The 17,955-nt window shown below is 68.6% G+C and carries 17 protein-coding genes and 1 pseudogene; 13 read left to right on the top strand and 5 right to left on the bottom strand.

Going from position 1 to position 17,955, the window contains the following annotated elements; all coding sequences use genetic code 11:
• The first annotated feature begins 21 nt into the window (after positions 1–21).
• From OOK07_RS34230 to OOK07_RS34175, 12 genes are all read left to right on the top strand, one after another.
• The gene (locus OOK07_RS34230; protein WP_266800339.1) at positions 22–1,719 is read left to right on the top strand and encodes a nitrite/sulfite reductase; all 1,698 of its coding nucleotides are present in this window, start codon (positions 22–24) and stop codon (positions 1,717–1,719) included.
• Complete coding sequence (locus OOK07_RS34225; RefSeq protein WP_266685684.1) at positions 1,716–1,904, top strand: hypothetical protein; 189 nt, start codon at positions 1,716–1,718, stop codon at positions 1,902–1,904. The genes OOK07_RS34230 and OOK07_RS34225 overlap by 4 nt, the downstream gene beginning before the upstream one ends.
• The gene (locus OOK07_RS34220) at positions 1,901–2,611 is read left to right on the top strand and encodes a phosphoadenylyl-sulfate reductase (protein ID WP_266685682.1); all 711 of its coding nucleotides are present in this window, start codon (positions 1,901–1,903) and stop codon (positions 2,609–2,611) included. Before OOK07_RS34225 ends, OOK07_RS34220 begins: the two co-directional genes overlap by 4 nt.
• On the top strand, positions 2,608–3,180 hold the full coding sequence (gene cysC, locus OOK07_RS34215; protein ID WP_266685681.1) for an adenylyl-sulfate kinase: 573 nt from the start codon (positions 2,608–2,610) through the stop codon (positions 3,178–3,180). The genes OOK07_RS34220 and cysC overlap by 4 nt, the downstream gene beginning before the upstream one ends.
• Positions 3,177–4,115, top strand: a complete 939-nt coding sequence (cysD, locus tag OOK07_RS34210; RefSeq protein WP_266685679.1) for a sulfate adenylyltransferase subunit CysD — start codon at positions 3,177–3,179, stop codon at positions 4,113–4,115. Before cysC ends, cysD begins: the two co-directional genes overlap by 4 nt.
• 2 nt (positions 4,116–4,117) lie before the next feature.
• Positions 4,118–5,452 (top strand): sulfate adenylyltransferase subunit CysN, encoded by a 1,335-nt coding sequence (cysN, locus tag OOK07_RS34205; RefSeq protein ID WP_266685678.1) that lies wholly within the window; start codon positions 4,118–4,120, stop codon positions 5,450–5,452.
• A 222-nt stretch (positions 5,453–5,674) separates the two neighbouring features.
• Positions 5,675–6,784: an aliphatic sulfonate ABC transporter substrate-binding protein gene (locus OOK07_RS34200; protein ID WP_266685677.1), complete on the top strand. Its 1,110-nt coding sequence runs from the start codon at positions 5,675–5,677 to the stop codon at positions 6,782–6,784.
• Positions 6,785–6,818: 34 nt separating this feature from the next.
• A complete protein-coding gene (locus OOK07_RS34195) occupies positions 6,819–7,604 on the top strand; it encodes an ABC transporter ATP-binding protein (protein ID WP_266800335.1) in 786 nt (261 codons plus the stop codon).
• Positions 7,591–8,469 carry an ABC transporter permease gene (locus OOK07_RS34190; RefSeq protein WP_266800334.1) on the top strand — a complete coding sequence of 293 codons (879 nt, stop codon included), beginning with the start codon at positions 7,591–7,593 and terminating at the stop codon, positions 8,467–8,469. The genes OOK07_RS34195 and OOK07_RS34190 overlap by 14 nt, the downstream gene beginning before the upstream one ends.
• A 5-nt stretch (positions 8,470–8,474) precedes the next feature.
• Positions 8,475–9,230, top strand: a complete 756-nt coding sequence (locus OOK07_RS34185) for a sirohydrochlorin chelatase (protein ID WP_266800332.1) — start codon at positions 8,475–8,477, stop codon at positions 9,228–9,230.
• Between the two features lie 110 nt (positions 9,231–9,340).
• Positions 9,341–9,820, top strand: a complete 480-nt coding sequence (locus OOK07_RS34180; RefSeq protein ID WP_266800330.1) for a hypothetical protein — start codon at positions 9,341–9,343, stop codon at positions 9,818–9,820.
• Positions 9,821–9,890: 70 nt separating this feature from the next.
• Positions 9,891–10,976, top strand: a complete 1,086-nt coding sequence (locus OOK07_RS34175; protein WP_266800328.1) for a hypothetical protein — start codon at positions 9,891–9,893, stop codon at positions 10,974–10,976.
• A 7-nt stretch (positions 10,977–10,983) separates the two neighbouring features.
• Here the strand turns inward: OOK07_RS34175 and OOK07_RS34170 are convergent, their stop codons facing one another.
• The 4 genes from OOK07_RS34170 to OOK07_RS34155 are packed head-to-tail and all read right to left on the bottom strand — an operon-like array spanning position 10,984 to position 13,907.
• Positions 10,984–11,601: a mycothiol-dependent nitroreductase Rv2466c family protein gene (locus tag OOK07_RS34170; RefSeq protein ID WP_266800326.1), complete on the bottom strand. Its 618-nt coding sequence runs from the start codon at positions 11,599–11,601 to the stop codon at positions 10,984–10,986.
• A 55-nt stretch (positions 11,602–11,656) separates the two neighbouring features.
• On the bottom strand, positions 11,657–12,250 hold the full coding sequence (locus tag OOK07_RS34165; protein ID WP_266800324.1) for a TIGR03086 family metal-binding protein: 594 nt from the start codon (positions 12,248–12,250) through the stop codon (positions 11,657–11,659).
• Between the two features lie 25 nt (positions 12,251–12,275).
• Positions 12,276–13,304, bottom strand: a complete 1,029-nt coding sequence (locus OOK07_RS34160) for a ketopantoate reductase family protein (RefSeq protein ID WP_266685672.1) — start codon at positions 13,302–13,304, stop codon at positions 12,276–12,278.
• A 54-nt stretch (positions 13,305–13,358) separates the two neighbouring features.
• A complete protein-coding gene (locus OOK07_RS34155; RefSeq protein ID WP_266800322.1) occupies positions 13,359–13,907 on the bottom strand; it encodes a DUF1697 domain-containing protein in 549 nt (182 codons plus the stop codon).
• Positions 13,908–14,304: 397 nt separating this feature from the next.
• On the opposite strand from OOK07_RS34155, the gene OOK07_RS34150 reads away from it, so the two are divergent.
• Positions 14,305–16,560 (top strand): MMPL family transporter, encoded by a 2,256-nt coding sequence (locus OOK07_RS34150; RefSeq protein WP_266800320.1) that lies wholly within the window; start codon positions 14,305–14,307, stop codon positions 16,558–16,560.
• Positions 16,561–16,631: 71 nt separating this feature from the next.
• Here OOK07_RS34150 and mgt read toward each other — a convergent pair.
• Positions 16,632–17,883, bottom strand: a pseudogene (gene mgt / locus OOK07_RS34145) (macrolide-inactivating glycosyltransferase).
• Positions 17,884–17,955 lie beyond the last annotated feature (72 nt).

Below are 17,955 nucleotides of genomic sequence, written 5' to 3'. Positions count from 1 at the left end.
TGTCCCGAAGGACGTAGAACCATGGCCGCCACCCCACAGAAGCCTGCCGCCGCGCCTGTCCGCCGCAAGGTGAGCCGTCACCGCGGTGAGGGCCAGTGGGCGATGGGGCACCACACCCCGCTCAACGGGAACGAGCAGTTCAAGAAGGATGACGACGGTCTCAACGTGCGGACACGCATTGAGACGATCTACTCCAAGCGGGGCTTCGACTCGATCGACCCCAACGACCTGCGCGGCCGGATGCGCTGGTGGGGCCTGTACACCCAGCGCAAGCCCGGGATCGACGGCGGCAAGACCGCGATCCTGGAGCCGGAGGAGCTGGACGACAAGTACTTCATGCTCCGGGTGCGCATCGACGGCGGCCGGCTCACCACCCGGCAGCTGAGGGTCATCGGCGAGATCTCGCAGGAGTTCGCGCGCGGCAGCGCGGACATTACCGACCGCCAGAACATCCAGCTGCACTGGATCCGCATCGAGGACGTGCCGGAGATCTGGAACCGGCTGGAGGCCGTCGGGCTGTCCACCACCGAGGCCTGCGGCGACTGCCCGCGCGTCGTCATCGGCTCGCCGGTCGCCGGGATCGCCGAGGACGAGATCATCGACGGCACCTGGGCGATCGACGAGATCCACGACCGCTACATCGGCAGCAAGGAGTTCTCCAACCTGCCACGCAAGTTCAAGACGGCGATCTCCGGCTCCCCGCTCCTGGACGTGGTCCACGAGATCAACGACGTCGCGTTCGTGGGCGTCGAGCACCCCGAGCACGGCCCCGGCTTCGACCTGTGGGTCGGCGGCGGCCTCTCCACCAACCCCAAGATCGGCGTCCGGCTCGGCGCCTGGGTGCCGCTGGCGGAGGTCCCGGAGGCCTGGGCGGGTGTGGTCGGCATCTTCCGCGACTACGGCTACCGGCGCCTTCGTACGAGGGCCCGTCTGAAGTTCCTCGTCGCCGACTGGGGTGCGGAGAAGTTCCGCCAGATCCTGGAGGACGAGTACCTCCAGCGGAAGCTGGTCGACGGTCCCGCGCCCGCCGAGCCCACGCACCGCTGGCGCGACCACGTCGGCGTGCACCGGCAGCAGGACGGCCGCTTCTACGTCGGTTTCGCCCCGCGCGTCGGCCGCGTCGACGGCGCCACCCTGACGAAGATCGCCGAGCTGGCCGAGGCGCACGGCTCGGGCCGGGTCCGCACCACCGTCGAGCAGAAGATGATCGTCCTCGACGTCGAGGAGGCCCAGGTCGAGCCGCTGGTCGAGGCGCTTGAGGCGCTGGACCTGACCGCCAAGCCGTCCCCGTTCCGGCGCGGCACCATGGCCTGTACCGGCATCGAGTACTGCAAGCTCGCCATCGTCGAGACCAAGCAGCGCGGCTCCGCCCTGATCGACGAACTCGAGCGCCGCATCCCGGACTTCGACGAGCCGATCACCATCAACCTCAACGGCTGCCCGAACGCCTGCGCCCGTATCCAGGTCGCGGACATCGGTCTCAAGGGCCAGCTGATCCTCAACGACCAGGGCGAGCAGGTCGAGGGCTACCAGGTGCACCTGGGAGGCGCGCTCGGCCTCCAGGCCGGGTTCGGCCGCAAGGTCCGTGGCCTGAAGGTCACCTCGGACGAGCTGCCCGACTACATCGAGCGCGTCCTCAAGCGCTTCGAGGCCGAGCGCGAGGAGGGCGAGCGGTTCGCCGCCTGGGCCTCGCGTGCGTCCGAGGAGGCCCTCTCATGAGCGAGCGGGCCGCCCCCTTCTACTGCCCCTACTGCGGCGACGAGGACCTCCGACCCAGCGAAGCCCTTGAAGGCGGCCACGGCGCCTGGGAATGCGCGGCATGCAACCGGGCCTTCCAGCTGAAGTTCCTCGGGCTGCTCGCCCGGGGCCTTCAGCACTCCGAAGCAGGGGGAGACGAGATATGACCGCGGTTCAGGAAGAACGCACGACCGAGGATCTCCGGGCGCTCGCCGAGCAGGCGGGCCGCGACCTGGAGGACGCCTCCGCGCTGGAGATCCTCCAGTGGGCTGCCGAGACCTTCGGCAAGCGCTTCTGCGTGACCTCGTCCATGGAGGACGCGGTTGTCGCCCACCTCGCCTCCCGCGCGATGCCCGGCGTTGACGTGGTGTTCCTCGACACCGGATATCACTTTCCCGAGACGATCGGAACGCGAGACGCGGTGGAGGCGGTGATGGACGTCAACGTCATCACGCTCACCCCGCGTCAGACGGTCGCCGAGCAGGACGCGGCGTACGGCCCCCGGCTGCACGACCGCGACCCCGACCTGTGCTGCAAGCTGCGCAAGGTCCAGCCCTTGGAACAGGGCCTGGACAACCACGTGGCCTGGGCGACGGGTCTGCGCCGCGACGAGTCCCCGACGCGGGCGAACACCCCGGTCGTCGGCTGGGACGAGAAGCGGCAGAAGGTCAAGATCTCCCCGATCGCCCGCTGGACCCAGGACGACGTGGACGCCTACGTCGCCGAACACGGCGTACTGACCAACCCGTTGCTGATGGACGGCTACGCCTCCGTCGGCTGCGCCCCCTGCACCCGCCGCGTCGTGGAGGGCGAGGACGCACGCGCCGGCCGCTGGGCGGGCAACGCCAAGACCGAGTGCGGGCTGCACGGATGACGACCATCGCCGAGAACACCGAGGAGTTGCACGTGACGACCGGAGCCACCGTCTGGCTCACGGGTCTGCCGAGCGCCGGCAAGACCACCATCGCGTACGAGCTGGCCGGCCGGCTGCGCGAGGAGGGCCACCTCGTCGAGGTGCTCGACGGCGACGAGATCCGCGAGTTCATCTCGGCGGGCCTCGGCTTCAGCCGCGAGGACCGGCACACGAACGTGCAGCGCATCGGCTTCCTCGCCGAACTGCTCGCCCGCAATGGCGTCAAGGCGCTCGTCCCGGTGATCGCGCCCTACACGGACAGCCGCGAGGCCGTCCGCAAGCGCCACCAGGAGGGCGGGGCGGCGTACATCGAGGTGCACGTGGCGACTCCGGTCGAGGTGTGCTCCGTACGTGATGTGAAGGGTCTGTACGCCAAGCAGGCGTCGGGCGAACTGAGCGGGCTCACCGGGGTCGACGACCCCTACGAGGAGCCCGAGACGCCCGACCTGCGCATCGAGTCGCAGCACCAGACCGTCCAGGAGTCCGCGGCAGCGGTCCACGCGCTGCTCACCGAAAGGGGACTGGCATGACGACGACCGTCGCCCAGGCCGAGGAAGGCACGGGCGTTCCGTACGCCCTCTCGCACCTGGACGCGCTGGAGTCCGAGGCGGTGCACATCTTCCGTGAGGTGGCGGGCGAGTTCGAGCGGCCGGTGATCCTGTTCTCCGGCGGCAAGGACTCCATCGTCATGCTGCACCTGGCGCTGAAGGCCTTCGCCCCGGCGGCCGTCCCCTTCTCGCTGCTGCACGTGGACACCGGGCACAACTTCCCCGAGGTCCTGGAGTACCGGGACCGTGCGGTCGCCCAGCACGGTCTGCGCCTCCATGTGGCCTCCGTGCAGGACTACATCGACCGGGGTGTGCTCAAGGAGCGTCCGGACGGCACCCGCAACCCGCTGCAGACGCTGCCGCTGACCGAGAGGATCCAGGCCGAGAAGTTCGACGCGGTCTTCGGCGGCGGGCGCCGGGACGAGGAGAAGGCCCGGGCCAAGGAGCGGGTGTTCTCGCTGCGCGACGAGTTCTCGCAGTGGGACCCGCGCCGCCAGCGCCCCGAGCTGTGGAACCTGTACAACGGCCGGCACGCCCCCGGCGAGCACGTCCGCGTCTTCCCGCTCAGCAACTGGACGGAGCTGGACGTCTGGCAGTACATCGCCCGCGAGGGCATCGAACTGCCGCAGATCTACTTCGCGCACGAGCGTGAGGTGTTCAAGCGGTCGGGCATGTGGCTGACCGCGGGCGAGTGGGGCGGCCCGAAGGACACCGAGACCGTCGAGAAGCGGCAGGTGCGCTACCGCACGGTCGGCGACATGTCCTGCACCGGCGCCGTCGACTCCGAGGCCGTGACGCTGGAGCAGGTCATCACCGAGATCGCCGCCTCCCGGCTGACCGAGCGCGGCGCCACCCGCGCCGACGACAAGATGTCCGAGGCCGCGATGGAAGACCGTAAGCGCGAGGGGTACTTCTAAGCATGAGCACGATCACGACCGAGGAGCTCTCGGCCACGACCCTGCTGCGGTTCGCGACGGCGGGCTCCGTCGACGACGGCAAGTCCACCCTGGTGGGCCGGCTGCTGCACGACTCCAAGTCGGTCCTCACCGACCAGCTGGAGGCCGTCGAGCACGCCTCCCGCAACCGCGGCCAGGATGCCCCCGACCTCGCGCTGCTGACGGACGGCCTGCGCGCCGAGCGCGAGCAGGGCATCACGATCGACGTGGCGTACCGCTACTTCGCCACCCCGCGCAGGCGGTTCATCCTCGCCGACACCCCCGGTCACGTGCAGTACACCCGCAACATGGTGACGGGTGCCTCCACGGCCGAGCTGACGGTGATCCTGGTCGACGCCCGTAACGGCGTCGTCGAGCAGACGCGGCGCCACGCCGCGATCGCGGCCCTGCTGCGAGTGCCCCACGTGGTGCTGGCCGTCAACAAGATGGACCTGGTCGACTACAAGGAGCCCGTGTTCGCCGCGATCGCCGAGGAGTTCACGGCGTACGCGCTGGAGCTGGGCGTCCCGGAGATCACCGCGATCCCGATCTCGGCGCTGGCCGGCGACAACGTGGTGGACCCCTCCGCGAACATGGACTGGTACGGCGGCCCGACCTTCCTGGAGCACCTGGAGACGGTCCCGGTCGCCCACGACCTGAGCCACTGCCACGCGCGCCTTCCCGTGCAGTACGTGATCCGGCCGCAGACCACCGAACACCCGGACTACCGGGGTTACGCGGGCCAGATCGCGGCGGGTTCCTTCCACGTGGGCGAGGCCGTGACCGTGCTGCCGTCGGGCCGCGCCTCCCGCGTCCTGGCCATCGACCTGCTCGGCGAGCCCGTCGACGTCGCCTGGACCACCCAGTCGGTGACCCTCCTGCTGGAGGACGACATCGACATCTCGCGCGGCGACCTGATCGTGCCCAGCAAGGACGCCCCGGCGACCACGCAGGACATCGAGGCGACCGTCTGCCACGTCGCCGACCAGGCGCTCACCGTCGGCCACCGGGTGCTGCTCAAGCACGGCACCCGCACGGTCAAGGCGATCGTCAAGGACATCCCGTCCCGTCTCACGCTCGACGACCTGTCCCTGCACCCGCACCCGGGACAGCTCGTCGCCAACGACATCGGCCGCGTGAAGATCCGCACCGCGGAGCCGCTGCCCGTCGACTCGTACTCCGACTCCCGCCGCACGGGCTCGTTCATCCTGATCGACCCGAACGACGGCACCACGCTCACCGCGGGCATGGTCGGTGAGTCGTTCGCGTCCCCCGAGCCGGTCAAGGACGAGTCCGACGACGACGGTTGGGACTTCTGACATGAACTCCTTCGACATCTACTCCACGTTCGCGAAGGAGGGCGGCCGCGTCGGCAGCGGTGCGCTCGGCAGCGGGCAGGGCGGAGTGGCGCGATGTGTGCGCTGACGTACGCGCACTGCCTGCGCGCCCTCGCCCCCCACCGCCGTAGACGAAAACCTGCCGACCTCCCGGCCACGACCTGAGAGACCGTGACCGCCGGGCCAACGAGGGGAAAACCTCCCGTGCCTGTCAACCGCTCGACCTTCGTTCGCCGCGGCATAGCCGTGGTAGCCGCACTTCCCCTTCTCACACTCGCCGCTTGCGGCTACGGGTCCAAGTCCGACAACAACGACACCGCGAAGGTCGCCGCCGGGGCCAAGAAGATCGACGGGCTCTCCTCCGTCAAGATCGGCTACTTCGGCAACCTGACCCATGGGACCGCGCTGGTCGGTGTCCAGAAGGGCTTCTTCCAGAAGGAGCTCGGCGCCACCAAGGTCTCGCCCGCCATCTTCAACGCCGGCCCGTCCGAGATCGAGGCGCTCAACTCAGGCTCCATCGACATCGGCTGGATCGGCCCCTCCCCGGCGATCAACGGCTACGTCAAGTCCAACGGCAAGAGCCTGAAGATCATCGGCGGTTCGGCCTCCGGCGGCGTGAAGCTCGTGGTCAACCCGAAGAAGATCAAGTCCCTGAAGGACGTCAAGGGCAAGAAGATCGCCACCCCTCAGCTCGGCAACACGCAGGACGTGGCGTTCCTCAACTGGGCCGCCGACCAGGGCTGGAAGGTCGACGCGCAGAGCGGCAAGGGTGACGTCACGGTCGTCCGTACCGACAACAAGATCACCCCGGACGCCTACAAGTCCGGTTCCGTCGACGGCGCCTGGGTGCCGGAGCCGACCGCGTCGAAGCTGGTCGCCGAGGGCGGCAAGGTGCTGCTCGACGAGGCGTCGCTGTGGCCGGACAAGAAGTTCGTGATCACGAACATCATCGTGCGGGCCGGCTTCCTCAAGGACCACCCGAAGGCCGTCGAGGCCGTGCTGAAGGCCTCCGTCGAGGCCAACAAGTGGATCAACGCCAACCCGGATGAGGCGAAGGCTGCGGCGAACAAGCAGCTGGAGGCGGACTCCGGCAAGGCGCTGCCGGCCAACGTCCTGGACCCGGCGTGGAAGTCGATCCAGTTCACCGACGACCCGCTGGCCTCCACCCTCAACACCGAGGCGGAGCACGCGGTCAAGGCCGGTCTGCTTCAGAAGCCGAACCTGAAGGGCATCTACGACCTCACGGTTCTCAACAAGGTCCTCAAGGCCGAGGGCCAGAGCCCGGTCGACGCCGCCGGTCTCGGCACCAGCTGACGTAGACCCGACGAGTTCCCAGGAGGTGACGACCATGGCCACGACCACGACGCTCGCCAAGGCCGACGAGTCGGTCGAGTACGCGGCACGCCTTGACCACGTCTCGAAGTCCTTCGCGACACCCGGCGGGCAGCAGCTCGTCCTGGACGACATCAGCATCGATGTCGCGCCGGGCGAGTTCGTCACCCTCCTGGGAGCCTCGGGCTGCGGCAAGTCCACGCTGCTGAACCTGGTGGCGGGGCTCGACCGGCCCACCGCAGGCTCCATCACGACAGAGGGGCGGCCCGCCCTGATGTTCCAGGAGCATGCCCTCTTCCCGTGGCTGACGGCGGGCAAGAACATCGAACTCGCCCTGAAGCTCAGGGGAGTTCCCAAGCAGGACCGCCGGGGCAGGGCCGAGGAACTGCTCGAACTGGTCCGGCTGAAGGGCGCATACGGCAAGCGCGTCCACGAACTGTCCGGCGGTATGCGCCAGCGCGCGGCGCTGGCCCGCGCTCTCGCGCAGGAGAGCAACCTGCTGCTGATGGACGAGCCGTTCTCGGCGCTCGACGCCATCACGCGGGACGTGCTGCACGACGAGCTGACCCGCATCTGGGAGGAGACCGGGCTCTCCGTCCTGTTCGTCACGCACAACGTGCGCGAGGCGGTGCGGCTCGCGCAGCGCGTGATCCTGCTGTCCTCGCGTCCGGGCCGTATCGCACGCGAGTGGACGGTGGACATCCCGCAGCCGCGCCGCATCGAGGACGCCCCCGTGGCCGAACTGTCCCTTGAGATCACCGATGTACTGCGTGGGGAGATCCGCCGTCATGGCCAGCACTGATACGACCCCGGTCCAGGACGCCGGGAGCGTCGAGGCGGGCCTGGACGCACTGGAGACCACGGCCACCGGCCGCCCGGCCCTACGCCAGACCTTCACGAACAAAGTCCTGCCGCCGATCACCGCGCTGGCGGTGGTCCTCGCGGCCTGGTTCCTTCTCTACCCGATCGTCGACGACCCGACCAAGCTGCCCTCGCCCGGCGCCGTGGGAAGCGCGTTCAAGGAAGCCTGGCTGAAGGGCGACCTGCTCGGCTACATCTGGACCAGCGTCTCGCGCGGTCTGCTGGGCTTCTTCTTCGCGCTGCTCATCGGAACCCCGCTGGGTCTGCTGGTGGCGCGGGTGAAGTTCGTGCGCGCGGCCATCGGCCCGATCCTCTCCGGCCTGCAGTCCCTGCCGTCGGTGGCATGGGTACCGCCGGCCGTGATCTGGCTGGGTCTGAACAACTCCATGATGTACGCGGTGATCCTGCTCGGTGCGGTCCCGTCCATCGCCAACGGCCTGGTGTCCGGCGTCGACCAGGTGCCGCCGCTGTTCCTGCGCGCGGGCCGCACCATGGGCGCGACGGGTGTCAAGGGCATCTGGCACGTCGTCCTGCCGGCGGCACTGCCGGGCTATGTGGCGGGCATGAAGCAAGGCTGGGCGTTCTCGTGGCGCTCGCTGATGGCGGCGGAGATCATCGCCCAGTTCCCCGACCTGGGGGTGGGCCTCGGCCAGCTGCTGGAGAACGGTCGCACGGCCGGCGACATGGCCATGGTCTTCGAGGCCATCCTGCTCATCCTGTTCGTCGGCATAGCGATCGACCTGCTGATCTTCAGCCCGCTGGAGCGGTGGGTGCTGCGCAGCCGCGGCCTGCTGGTGAAGAGCTGAGTCCCATGCGTACTGCGAAGCCGGCCCGCCCCGTCCTTGTGGTGATCGCCCACGGCAGCCGCGACCCGCGGCACGCCGCGACGGTGCACGCCCTCGTACGCCGGGTGCGCTCGCTGCGCCCGGACGTACGGGTGGAGACCGGCTTCCTGGACTTCAACATCCCGTCCGTGCACGGGGTGCTGGAGTCCCTGGCGGCAGAGGGCGTACGGGACGTCGTGGCCCTCCCCCTCCTCCTCACCCGCGCGTTCCACGCGAAGGCGGACATCCCGGCGGTCCTGCGGGACGCACCGCCACAGCTCCGTATCAGCCAGGCGGAGGTGCTGGGCCCGTCCCCTCTGCTCCTCTCCGCCCTCGAACGGCGTTTGTACGAGGCCGGGCTGACGCCCGCCGACAAGTCCTCGACCGGGGTCGTGCTGGCCTCGGCGGGGTCCACCGACCCGGAGGCGATCGCAGTGATCGCAGAAATCGCGCGGGAGTGGCGGCACACCGGTTGGTGCGCCGTGCGACCTGCGTTCGCCTCCGCATCTCATTCACCTACCGCGGACGCGGTACGGGAGCTGCGGGCGCTAGGCTGCAAGCGGGTCGCCGTCGCACCCTATGTACTAGCACCGGGATTGCTGCCGGACAGGATTGCGCGCGGTGCGCAGCACGCCGACGTTCTCGCGGACGTGCTGGGCACAGCGTCCGAAGTGGTCACTCTGGTACTGAGCCGTTTCCACGCCGCGACGTCGGCGGAGGTGCTTTTGCCGCGAATCGCCTAACCCTTTGTTTCAGCAACATGAAGTAGCTCAGAAAATCCTCAACTCCGTTGATCTTCCTCCTGGCTGCGGGCAAGGTAGATGTTGACCAAGAAACGGGGAAAGGATTCCTCTTGAGCATCACGAAGAAGCACATGGCAGCAGTCGCCGCACCGATAGCGGCCGCAATTGTACTGACTGGCGTATCGACTCCGGACGCCTTCGCCGCCACGGCGTCCACGGCCTGCTCCGCTTCGATCAACCCCACGTCTGACGCCAAAATCACGGTGAAGACGTTCTACACAAAGAAGACCAGCACCACCTGGCAGCACACCTCGCGCATGTTCTATCCGACAAGCCACGGCTTCAACAAGAAGCGCTCCGACTTCTCAATCTTCTCCTATCTGACCGACGGCAACAGCATGATAGCTAAGGAGAAGACAAATAAGGGGGAGGCTCGTTGGGATCTGGTGGCTTGGGGCCATGACTATCCCGCGGGTCAGCGCCCCATCACTAAGAAGGGCAGGACCCGTATCGTGGCTCAAGGCTGGTACAACCAGAATGCAGTTGCCGGGTGGCCAGTCGACTGCAATTCGAAGTCATTCGCGTTCTGACGGGTAGATCCGCAGCTTTCGGGTGTGCGGCTACGGCCGCACACCCGAAATCGTTCAACGGGGAAAACGTATGGCACTCAAGAGGGGTGTGGCCGCGTTCGTCGCAGCAGCCGCATTGGCGGCGCTGCTCACTGGCTGCTCGACCTCCGGCGCCGACCAGGCCGGCACACCCTCGTCTCGGGGAATCCTGGTCCTGGTGGACGGGGACAGTCACGGGTACATCACATTCGACACCGACAGCGAGATCCTGAGGGGCTATACACACGATGGGAAGAAAGTGTGGCAGGAGAATCGATACTTCCCCACCGACGTCCACTGCACTACAGCATGCCCGGATGCCGCCATTTCGGCCACGGTGGACATGAACCATTCGGCATCCGAAACTCATGTGTTGTGGAAGCATGGTGAAAGTTCCACGGCTCAGCCCTTCACGCAGAAGTCTTTGGTCGTTCAATGGGCCCGAGACAAGGACACCTGGGTGGCCACATCGGAATCCGCCATTATCTGGTCGGATAGCGGCGAGACCCACACAAAATCGTTCGCCAAGGGCATCAGTGACTCCATGGGCAGGGTCTCGGCCGACAACAGCGCACTGCTGATTTCCGTGCAGCAGAACGACGGCGCGCCCTGGAACGCCTTTCGGTTCTCGCTCACCGGGGAACATCTTTCGCCTTCGCCGATATCCACCGACCTCCCCGGAAGTGTGGGATGTCTTTCACCAGCGCAAGGAACGATGTGGACATTGGGAGACAAGGCTTCCGAGTTCAGTCTGACGACCGGTAAGGAAATCCGAGGTACTGCACAGTTCGCAAGCGACTGCGCGAGCTCCAGCACCTCAACCCTCCTCGGAGCGTTCTCCGCGGATTCCGACGCATCCGTCCAGCAAATCTCCATCACTTCGGGCAGCCGATCCACGCCATTCAAGAAGACTACAGTCAAAAGCGCTGGGGAAATCGGGATATTCAGGGACTGCGGTGTCCTCCTCTCCAATGGCAGGCTGGCTTCGCTCACTCTGCAAGGGAAGAAGACCGAGACGAAGGTCAGCGCCCACAGCATGCTGACTGTCCCGAACGGACACATCTACAGCATCGGCCCGACGGGCAAGGTGGAGCAGCACACGATCACGGCCAAGGGCGGGAACTGCCGGATCAGCTGACCGACGGCTACTCGAAGGACAACCGGCCCGTACGGGTCCTCTTCAGCTCGAAGAAGTCCGGGCAGGTCGCCAACATCCTGAAGCTGTCGAAGAGTTCCGCCGCACGCGCACCGCGCGGAATGGCTCGCAGTACGGGCCCGAACCACACCGTTCCGTCGACGTGGATGGTCGGCGTGCCCACATAGCCGCCCGACTCCGGCTCGGTGCCCGCCTCATGGCTGCGGCGTACAGCCTCGTCGTACGACGGGTCGTGCGCGGCGGCCGCGAGATCGGCGGGGAGGCCGAGTTCGGCGAGGGAGCCGGTGATCACCGCGTCGAAGTCCTCGTCCTTGCGTTCGTGGATCCGAGTGCCGAACGCGGTGTACAGGTCTCGCAGGACCTTCTCGCCGTGCCGCTCGGCTGCGGCCACCGCGACCCGTACCGGGCCGATCGACTTGTCGACCAACTCCCGGTACCAGTCGGGGAGTTCGTTGCCCAGGTTGTGCAGGTAGAGGCTCATCGCATGGAAGCGGAGGTCGAGCGGGCGCTCGCGCTCGACCTCCAGGAGCCAGCGGGACGTGATCCAGGCGAAGGGGCACGCGGGGTCGAACCAGAAGTCGACGCGGGTGGGCGAGGTGTTCGTCATGGAGTCGACGCTAGTGGTCAGGTGGTGCAGTGTCGCGACCCAATCCAGGAACTGTTCACTGGCCCAATTCAGGGTCCCGTCCACTGGCGGCCAGCGCCCGGTCGAACAGCGGGGCGTCGTCCGGCACCGGTACCGGATCGGCGAAGCCGTCGTACTGCCGGTAGAGCTCGCCGTGCTTCTCGACCACGTCGAGGACGAAGCGGGCCGCGTCCTCCGAGACGTGGAACTGCTGGCCGGTGACGGTGGCGACGTCCCAGCCGTGCACCGCCATCTCCTTGATGACCATCGAGGCGATCTCGGCCGCGGGCATCTTCGCCATGCCGAGGTCGACCTCGCCCTCCCACACCGCCGGGTCGGCCCAGGCCGCGACGGCGCGGTCCAGTTGGGCGGCGTAGACGGCGGGCCAGTCGGGGTCGGCGGTGAAGTCGCGGGAGGTCAGCTCGTCGGGGAGCTGCTTGCGCAGGGCGCGGTGCTCCAGGCCGTGGGAGGTGTAGAGCACCCAGTGGTTGACCAGTGCGCGGACGTCCCAGTCGGGACAGTGGGTGGCGTCGCCGAGCCGGTCCGCCGGGACGCCGCGCGCGACACGGGCCGCCTCGGCGGCACACTCGGTCATGTACGTGTGCAGGTGTTTGGGGTCGTCGTACGTCATGCACCCCACGCTAGGGAGCGGCGCCTCAGGACTCTTGAACAAACGCGACAGCCTCGTCGGCCCGGCGGACCAGTTCCTCGATCGGCATCGATCCCGCCGCGCGGCGTTCGCGCGCGAAGGTGTTGGCGAGTTGCTGGAGCAGGTCACTGAGCGGGGTAGGGAGGCCGTGCAACCTGCCCAGCAGGGCGATCTCACCGTTGAGGTAGTCGGCCTCGACGGCGCCCGTGCCCCGGCTCAGGGACTGCCAGGTGGAGCCGCCGCCGCGCGGGGCGCCCTCCAGAGGGACCAGGTCGACCTTGTGGCCGCGCAGCGCCTGCTGCTCCTCGACACTCGCGTACGGGATCCCGGCGGCGTCGAGCACGGCCTCGCCTTCGGCCCGTACCCGGGCGCGCAAGGAGACCCGGCTCTCCTGGCCCTCGTCCTCCCCGGCCAGCGCCTGGACGGTGTTGGTGAGATTGGTCAGCAGCTTGGCGTACTGCCAGCGCAGCACGTCCGGCACGACGGGCGCCTCGAAGAACCTCGTCTTCTCCAGGTCGGCGGCGACCAGCCGCGCGGTCTCGTCGGTACCGTGGGGATACCGCCCCAGGTGCAGGATGCCGCTGAGCGGGGCCCCGCCCGCGGAGACGACGCCGGGTTCGAGGAACGTCGCCGGCAGCCAGACGCAGACGCCGTACACCTGCCGGAAGACGCGCAGAGCGAGCCGCTGGCCCTCCACGCCGTTCTGCGCGCAGAACAGGGGCAACCGCTCGGCCGCGGTGCCGCCACCGGCGACCGGCGCCACACTCCAGGTCTGCAGAGCGCTCGCGGTGTCCTGTGTCTTCACGGCGAGGACGAGCACGTCATCGGCCCTCAACTCGCCCAGCTCGTCCGGCTTTTCGACGGCGGGCAGCCGGTATGTGTACTCCCCGTCCGGCACCTGCAGCCGCAGCCCGTCCGCCCGCAGCGCGGCGTGCTGCGCGCCCCGCGCGACCAGCACGACCTCGTGCCCCGCCCCTGCCAGACGGCCGCCGATCACACCGCCGACGGCCCCTGCTCCGATGATGATGTAGCGCATGGGAGGAGCCTCGCACAGTCGTGTGTACCTGCCATGAAGGGCCGTGTCCCAGGGTCACTCCCGCGTGAGCTCGACCAGCTTCACGACGGTGTTCCAGTTGCGGGTGGTCGCGATCACGCCCTTGTTGATGCGGGGCTTCGCGAGGTACTCGGCGAGCTTGGAGCGGCCGAGGCCGTCGGGGGCGTAGAGGTACAGCTCGCGGTCGCCGAGCCGGAACTCCTCGGGGAGGTACGCCTCCCGGTCGATCTCCGCGAAGCGCTGCGCGTCGACGGGCGCGGAGAAGTAGGTGACGTGGAGCTGCTTGGGCTCCAGCCGGTCGGCCGGGAAGGGGCAGGCCTCCGCCACCGCCTTCAGGTAGGCGTGGTCGCGGACGATCACGTCGACGGAGAAGCCGAAGTGCTTCTCGATCGCCTGGGCGAGCTCCGCGGCCAGGGACTCCTCGTCGCCGTGGCCGGTGGCGAAGACGGCCTGGCCACTCTGCAGGTGCGTGCGTACGCCGCTGTGGCCGAGGCCTTCCATCAGCTGCCGCAGGTCGGCCATCGGGAGCCTTTTCCTGCCGCCCACGTTGATCCCGCGCAGCAGCGCCGCGTACATCGTCGTCATCCGCACACCATAAGGCGGCCGTCGTGCCCCGTGGGGGTGGGCACGAGGGCCGCCGTCCGCGCGGGGCGGACTGCGCGAAACTCTCGCCCAACGGCGGGGCCCGAAGCAACACCTTCACGTACCTGTGACGTGTTCATCAAGGTTTCGTAATGACAAAGAGGAGCGATGCCGACGGACCGGACACCGGACCGCCACCCTGATCGCTACCTTCGAGTAGCCCGAATAGATGTAAGGGGCCCGGGTCCTCCCCAGCGGTGAGACGCCCGGTCCGGGGGGATGAGTTCGGGCCGCGGCACCTCACCGGGCAGCACGACGAGATGGGCTTACGCCGGTCATACCTTCGAAACGAAAGGTGGCGGCAGGGGGCTGTCACCGTGCACAAGGGGGCAAGCCCATCATGGGGAACGGAGATTCACGGGTGCGGGGCATAGCCGCCCGGGCCGGCGGCTGGAGCGCCCGGCACCGATGGGCTGCCGTCGGTGTCTGGGTGTTGTTCGTCGTCCTGGCGATGGGGCTCGGTTCGGCCGCCGGCCGCGTCGAACTCAAGGACAGCGACCAGCTCAAGGGCGAGACACACACCGCCGCAAAGATCGTCGACGACGCCGGGATCGACGAACCGGCCGGTGAGTCGGTCCTGATCCAGGCGAAGGGCGGCGGGCTGAAGGCCACGGACGCCGAGTTCAGGGCCGCCGTCGGCGCGGTCATCAAGGCCGTCGACGGGACCGGCAAGGCCACGAACGTGAGGTCGCCGTACACCACGCAGACGATCTCCAAGGACGGGCGCAGCGCGCTGGTGCAGTTCGACATGCGCGGCGACGCCGAGAGCGCGAGCGACCGCGTGCAGCCCGTGCTGAAGGCCGTCGACGGGGTGCAGAAGGACCACGAGACGCTGCGGATCGGGGAGATCGGCAGCGCCAGCATGTCGAAGACGGTCGCCGACGCGTTCGGGGACGACTTCAAGAGTGCCGAGCTCTCCGCGGTGCCGGTGGCACTCGGCATTCTGCTCATCGCTTTCGGCGCGCTCGTGGCCGCGCTGCTGCCGGTGGCCCTGGCGATCACCGCGATCATGGCGACGATGGGCCTGATGGGCATCGTCAGCCACATCCAGCCGATGACCGACACGGCCAACTCCGTGATGCTGCTGGTCGGTCTGGCCGTCGGCGTCGACTACTGCCTGTTCTATCTGCGCCGGGAGCGCGAGGAGCGCGCGGCCGGGCGCGACGCCCAGACGGCTCTCAGGATCGCCGCCGCGACCAGTGGCCGCGCGATCGTCGTCTCGGGCATCACGGTGTGCGTGGCGATGGCGGGCATGCTGCTCACCGGGCTCGCCACGTTCGAGGGGATGGGCCTGGCCTCGCTGATGGTCGTGGCGGTCGCCATGGTCGGTTCTGTGACGGTGCTGCCCGCGCTGCTGTCGCTGCTGGGCGAACGGGTCGAGAAGGGGCGGATCCCGTTTCTGCGCAAGGCCATGGAGCGCCGGGCCGCCCGCACGGGCGGGGAGAGCCGGTTCTGGACCGCGGTCCTGCGCGGCGTGCTCGCCAAGCCCCTCGTCTCGGTCCTTGTCGCGGCCGGTGTGCTGCTGGCCATCGCGGCTCCCGCCGTCGGCATGAAGACCCAGAACCTCACGCTGGACCAGGAGCTCGGCGACTCGCTGCCGATCGTGCAGACGTACAACCGCGTCAACGACGCCTTCCCGGGCGGTTCCGAGCCGGCCGAGGTGGTCGTCAAGGCCAAGGACATCAACGCCCCCGAGGTGAAGAGCGCCCTCGCCGACTTCAAGGCGCGGGCGGTCGGTTCGGGCGCCTCGCGGGGTCCGGTCGAGATCAAGCTGCACGACGCCCAGAACATCGCCTACGTGTACGTCCCTCTGGTCGGCGGCTCCGACCTGGACAAGGCGGGCGCCAGCCTGGAGAAACTGCGCGACGACGTACGGCCCGCGACGCTCGGCAAGGTCGACGGGGTCCAGGCACCGATCACCGGACAGGTCGCCGGCTCACACGACTTCAACGCCCAGCTCGGCGGTGCGGTCGTGCCGGTCTTCGCGTTCGTGGTGATCTTCGCTTTCCTCCTGATGCTGCTGTCGTTCCGCTCGCTGACGGTCGCGATCACCTCGATCCTGCTCAACCTGCTCTCGGTGGGCGCCGCCTACGGCATCCTCGTCGCCGTCTTCCAGCACGGCTGGGGCGCCTCGCTGGTGGGCGCGGAGGGCGTCGGCGCGATCATCACATGGCTGCCGCTGTTCCTGTTCGTGATCCTGTTCGGGCTGTCGATGGACTACCACGTGTTCGTGGTCTCGCGGATCCGTGAGGCGCGGATGCGCGGCCGTACGACGAGGGACGCGATCCAGCACGGCGTGGTCACCACGGCCGGTGTCGTCACCAGCGCCGCGGTCATCATGGTCGCCGTGTTCGCGATCTTCGGCACGCTGTCCATGCAGTCGATGAAGCAGATGGGTGTGGGCCTGGCGGCCGCGGTGCTCATCGACGCGACGATCATCCGGGGTGTGCTGCTCCCCGCGGTCATGGCGTTGCTGGGCGAGCGCAACTGGTACCTGCCGAAGTGGCTGCACCGGCTGCCGGACCTGACGCACGACGAGTCGCCGGAGGCCGTCGCGCCCCCGGTGCCGGACGAGGGTCGGCGTGTGAGGGTCTGACCCCTCCTCAAGGCTGAGGGTCCGTTGGTCTCCGGGGGAGTCAGCGGGCCCTCACTCGTCCTCCATCGTCCTCACCGCGCGGGCAGTTCGGCCTCGATCAGGTCGACCGCCCTGTGCGTGCCGCCCTCCTGGGCCATCTCGGCCCGGATCTCCTTGAGCCGGCGGGCCACTTCGGGGTCGTCGACCAGGGCGAGGGCGGCGGTGCGCAGGGTCTCGGCGTCCGCCTGGGCCGTGGGGACGTGGCGGGCGACTCCGAGTGCCTGCAGCATGTCCGCGTTGCCGAACTGATCGACGGCCTGAGGTACGGCGATCATCGGCGTCGAGGTCGCCAGCCCCTCCTGGCTGCCGCCCGCCCCGGCGTGCGTGACGAACAGGTCGGCCTCCTTGAGGATCGCCAACTGCGGTACCCAGGAACGCACTTCGACGTTCGCCGGTACGTCCCCGAGCTCGGCGGGCTCCAGCTGCCCGCCGATCTGCAGCACGAGATGCCAGCCCGGGAGGTCGCCGAAGGCCCGCACGCACTCCCGGTAGAAGCCCGGCTGGTTGGTGAAGGTCGACCCGAGCGACACCAGCACCACCTTCTCGGCACCCTCCGGCCGCCGCCACTCCCCCTGCGCCGCCCGGTCGCCCTGGCAGGCGCCGACGAAGGTGTACACGCTCTCGTCGACCCGTTCGGCGTGGGGCTGCATCGCCCTGGGGATCAGGACGAGCGAACGGTCGGGCCGGCCCACGAAGGAATCGGGGTGCCGGGTGATCCCGTTCTCCTCCAGCCAGGCCTGGAAGCGGGCGTAGTAGGCCTGACCGCGCTCGGTGCTCTTCGGCCCGGCCCACATGGGCTCGGCCACCTCCTCCTCGTATCCCTCCCAGGCGACGAGGTTCGGCGACAGCGAGATCGCGGGCACGCCCCAGCGGTGGGCGAGGACACGGCCGGGGTACGCCGTGATGTCATGCAGGACGAGGTCGGGTACGTCGCCCTCGTACGCCCGGCTCAGCTGGGGCAGGGCCTGGATCGCGTCGCCGAGGAAGAGCTCGACGTGGTCCAGCAGCTCACTGCCCCAGGCCGCCGGGTCGGCGCCCGGCCCCGGCAGGGTGGAGTTCCAGAGCTTCGGCTCGGCACCGGTCTCGGCGACCTTCTCCGCGAAGACCGGGGGGATCGCGTACGTGACCCGGTACCCGCGGGCGACGAGCTCGCGGACCACCTCCAGACTGGGGTTCACATGGCCGTGGGCGGCCACCGAGAACATCGCGATGTGGGCGGGGCGGGTCATGGGGGCTCGGCTCTTCATGTGATCGACAGTAGGCGAGACGAACCGTCTCGTGCAACGTGTATTCCGCTCGCTCCGACGGCTCGTCCGGCCGGCCCCACGTGCAGCGCCGGCCACCGCTCGGCCCGCC

This window comes from Streptomyces sp. NBC_00078, assembly GCF_026343335.1.
In the GTDB taxonomy this organism is placed as follows: Bacteria; Actinomycetota; Actinomycetes; order Streptomycetales; family Streptomycetaceae; genus Streptomyces.
This window is presented reverse-complemented; position numbering and strand designations above follow the sequence as displayed.

Excerpts from the sequence above, each read along its gene's own strand:
- OOK07_RS34230 (WP_266800339.1), top strand. The coding sequence starts at position 22 with ATGGCCGCCACCCCACAGAAGCCTGCCGCCGCGCCTGTCCGCCGCAAG.
- OOK07_RS34225 (WP_266685684.1), top strand. The coding sequence starts at position 1,716 with ATGAGCGAGCGGGCCGCCCCCTTCTACTGCCCCTACTGCGGCGACGAG.
- OOK07_RS34220 (WP_266685682.1), top strand. The coding sequence starts at position 1,901 with ATGACCGCGGTTCAGGAAGAACGCACGACCGAGGATCTCCGGGCGCTC.
- cysC (WP_266685681.1), top strand. The coding sequence starts at position 2,608 with ATGACGACCATCGCCGAGAACACCGAGGAGTTGCACGTGACGACCGGA.
- cysD (WP_266685679.1), top strand. The coding sequence starts at position 3,177 with ATGACGACGACCGTCGCCCAGGCCGAGGAAGGCACGGGCGTTCCGTAC.
- cysN (WP_266685678.1), top strand. The coding sequence starts at position 4,118 with ATGAGCACGATCACGACCGAGGAGCTCTCGGCCACGACCCTGCTGCGG.
- OOK07_RS34195 (WP_266800335.1), top strand. The coding sequence starts at position 6,819 with ATGGCCACGACCACGACGCTCGCCAAGGCCGACGAGTCGGTCGAGTAC.
- OOK07_RS34190 (WP_266800334.1), top strand. The coding sequence starts at position 7,591 with ATGGCCAGCACTGATACGACCCCGGTCCAGGACGCCGGGAGCGTCGAG.
- OOK07_RS34185 (WP_266800332.1), top strand. The coding sequence starts at position 8,475 with ATGCGTACTGCGAAGCCGGCCCGCCCCGTCCTTGTGGTGATCGCCCAC.
- OOK07_RS34175 (WP_266800328.1), top strand. The coding sequence starts at position 9,891 with ATGGCACTCAAGAGGGGTGTGGCCGCGTTCGTCGCAGCAGCCGCATTG.
- OOK07_RS34170 (WP_266800326.1), bottom strand. The coding sequence starts at position 11,601 with ATGACGAACACCTCGCCCACCCGCGTCGACTTCTGGTTCGACCCCGCG.
- OOK07_RS34165 (WP_266800324.1), bottom strand. The coding sequence starts at position 12,250 with ATGACGTACGACGACCCCAAACACCTGCACACGTACATGACCGAGTGT.
- OOK07_RS34160 (WP_266685672.1), bottom strand. The coding sequence starts at position 13,304 with ATGCGCTACATCATCATCGGAGCAGGGGCCGTCGGCGGTGTGATCGGC.
- OOK07_RS34155 (WP_266800322.1), bottom strand. The coding sequence starts at position 13,907 with ATGACGACGATGTACGCGGCGCTGCTGCGCGGGATCAACGTGGGCGGC.
- OOK07_RS34150 (WP_266800320.1), top strand. The coding sequence starts at position 14,305 with ATGGGGAACGGAGATTCACGGGTGCGGGGCATAGCCGCCCGGGCCGGC.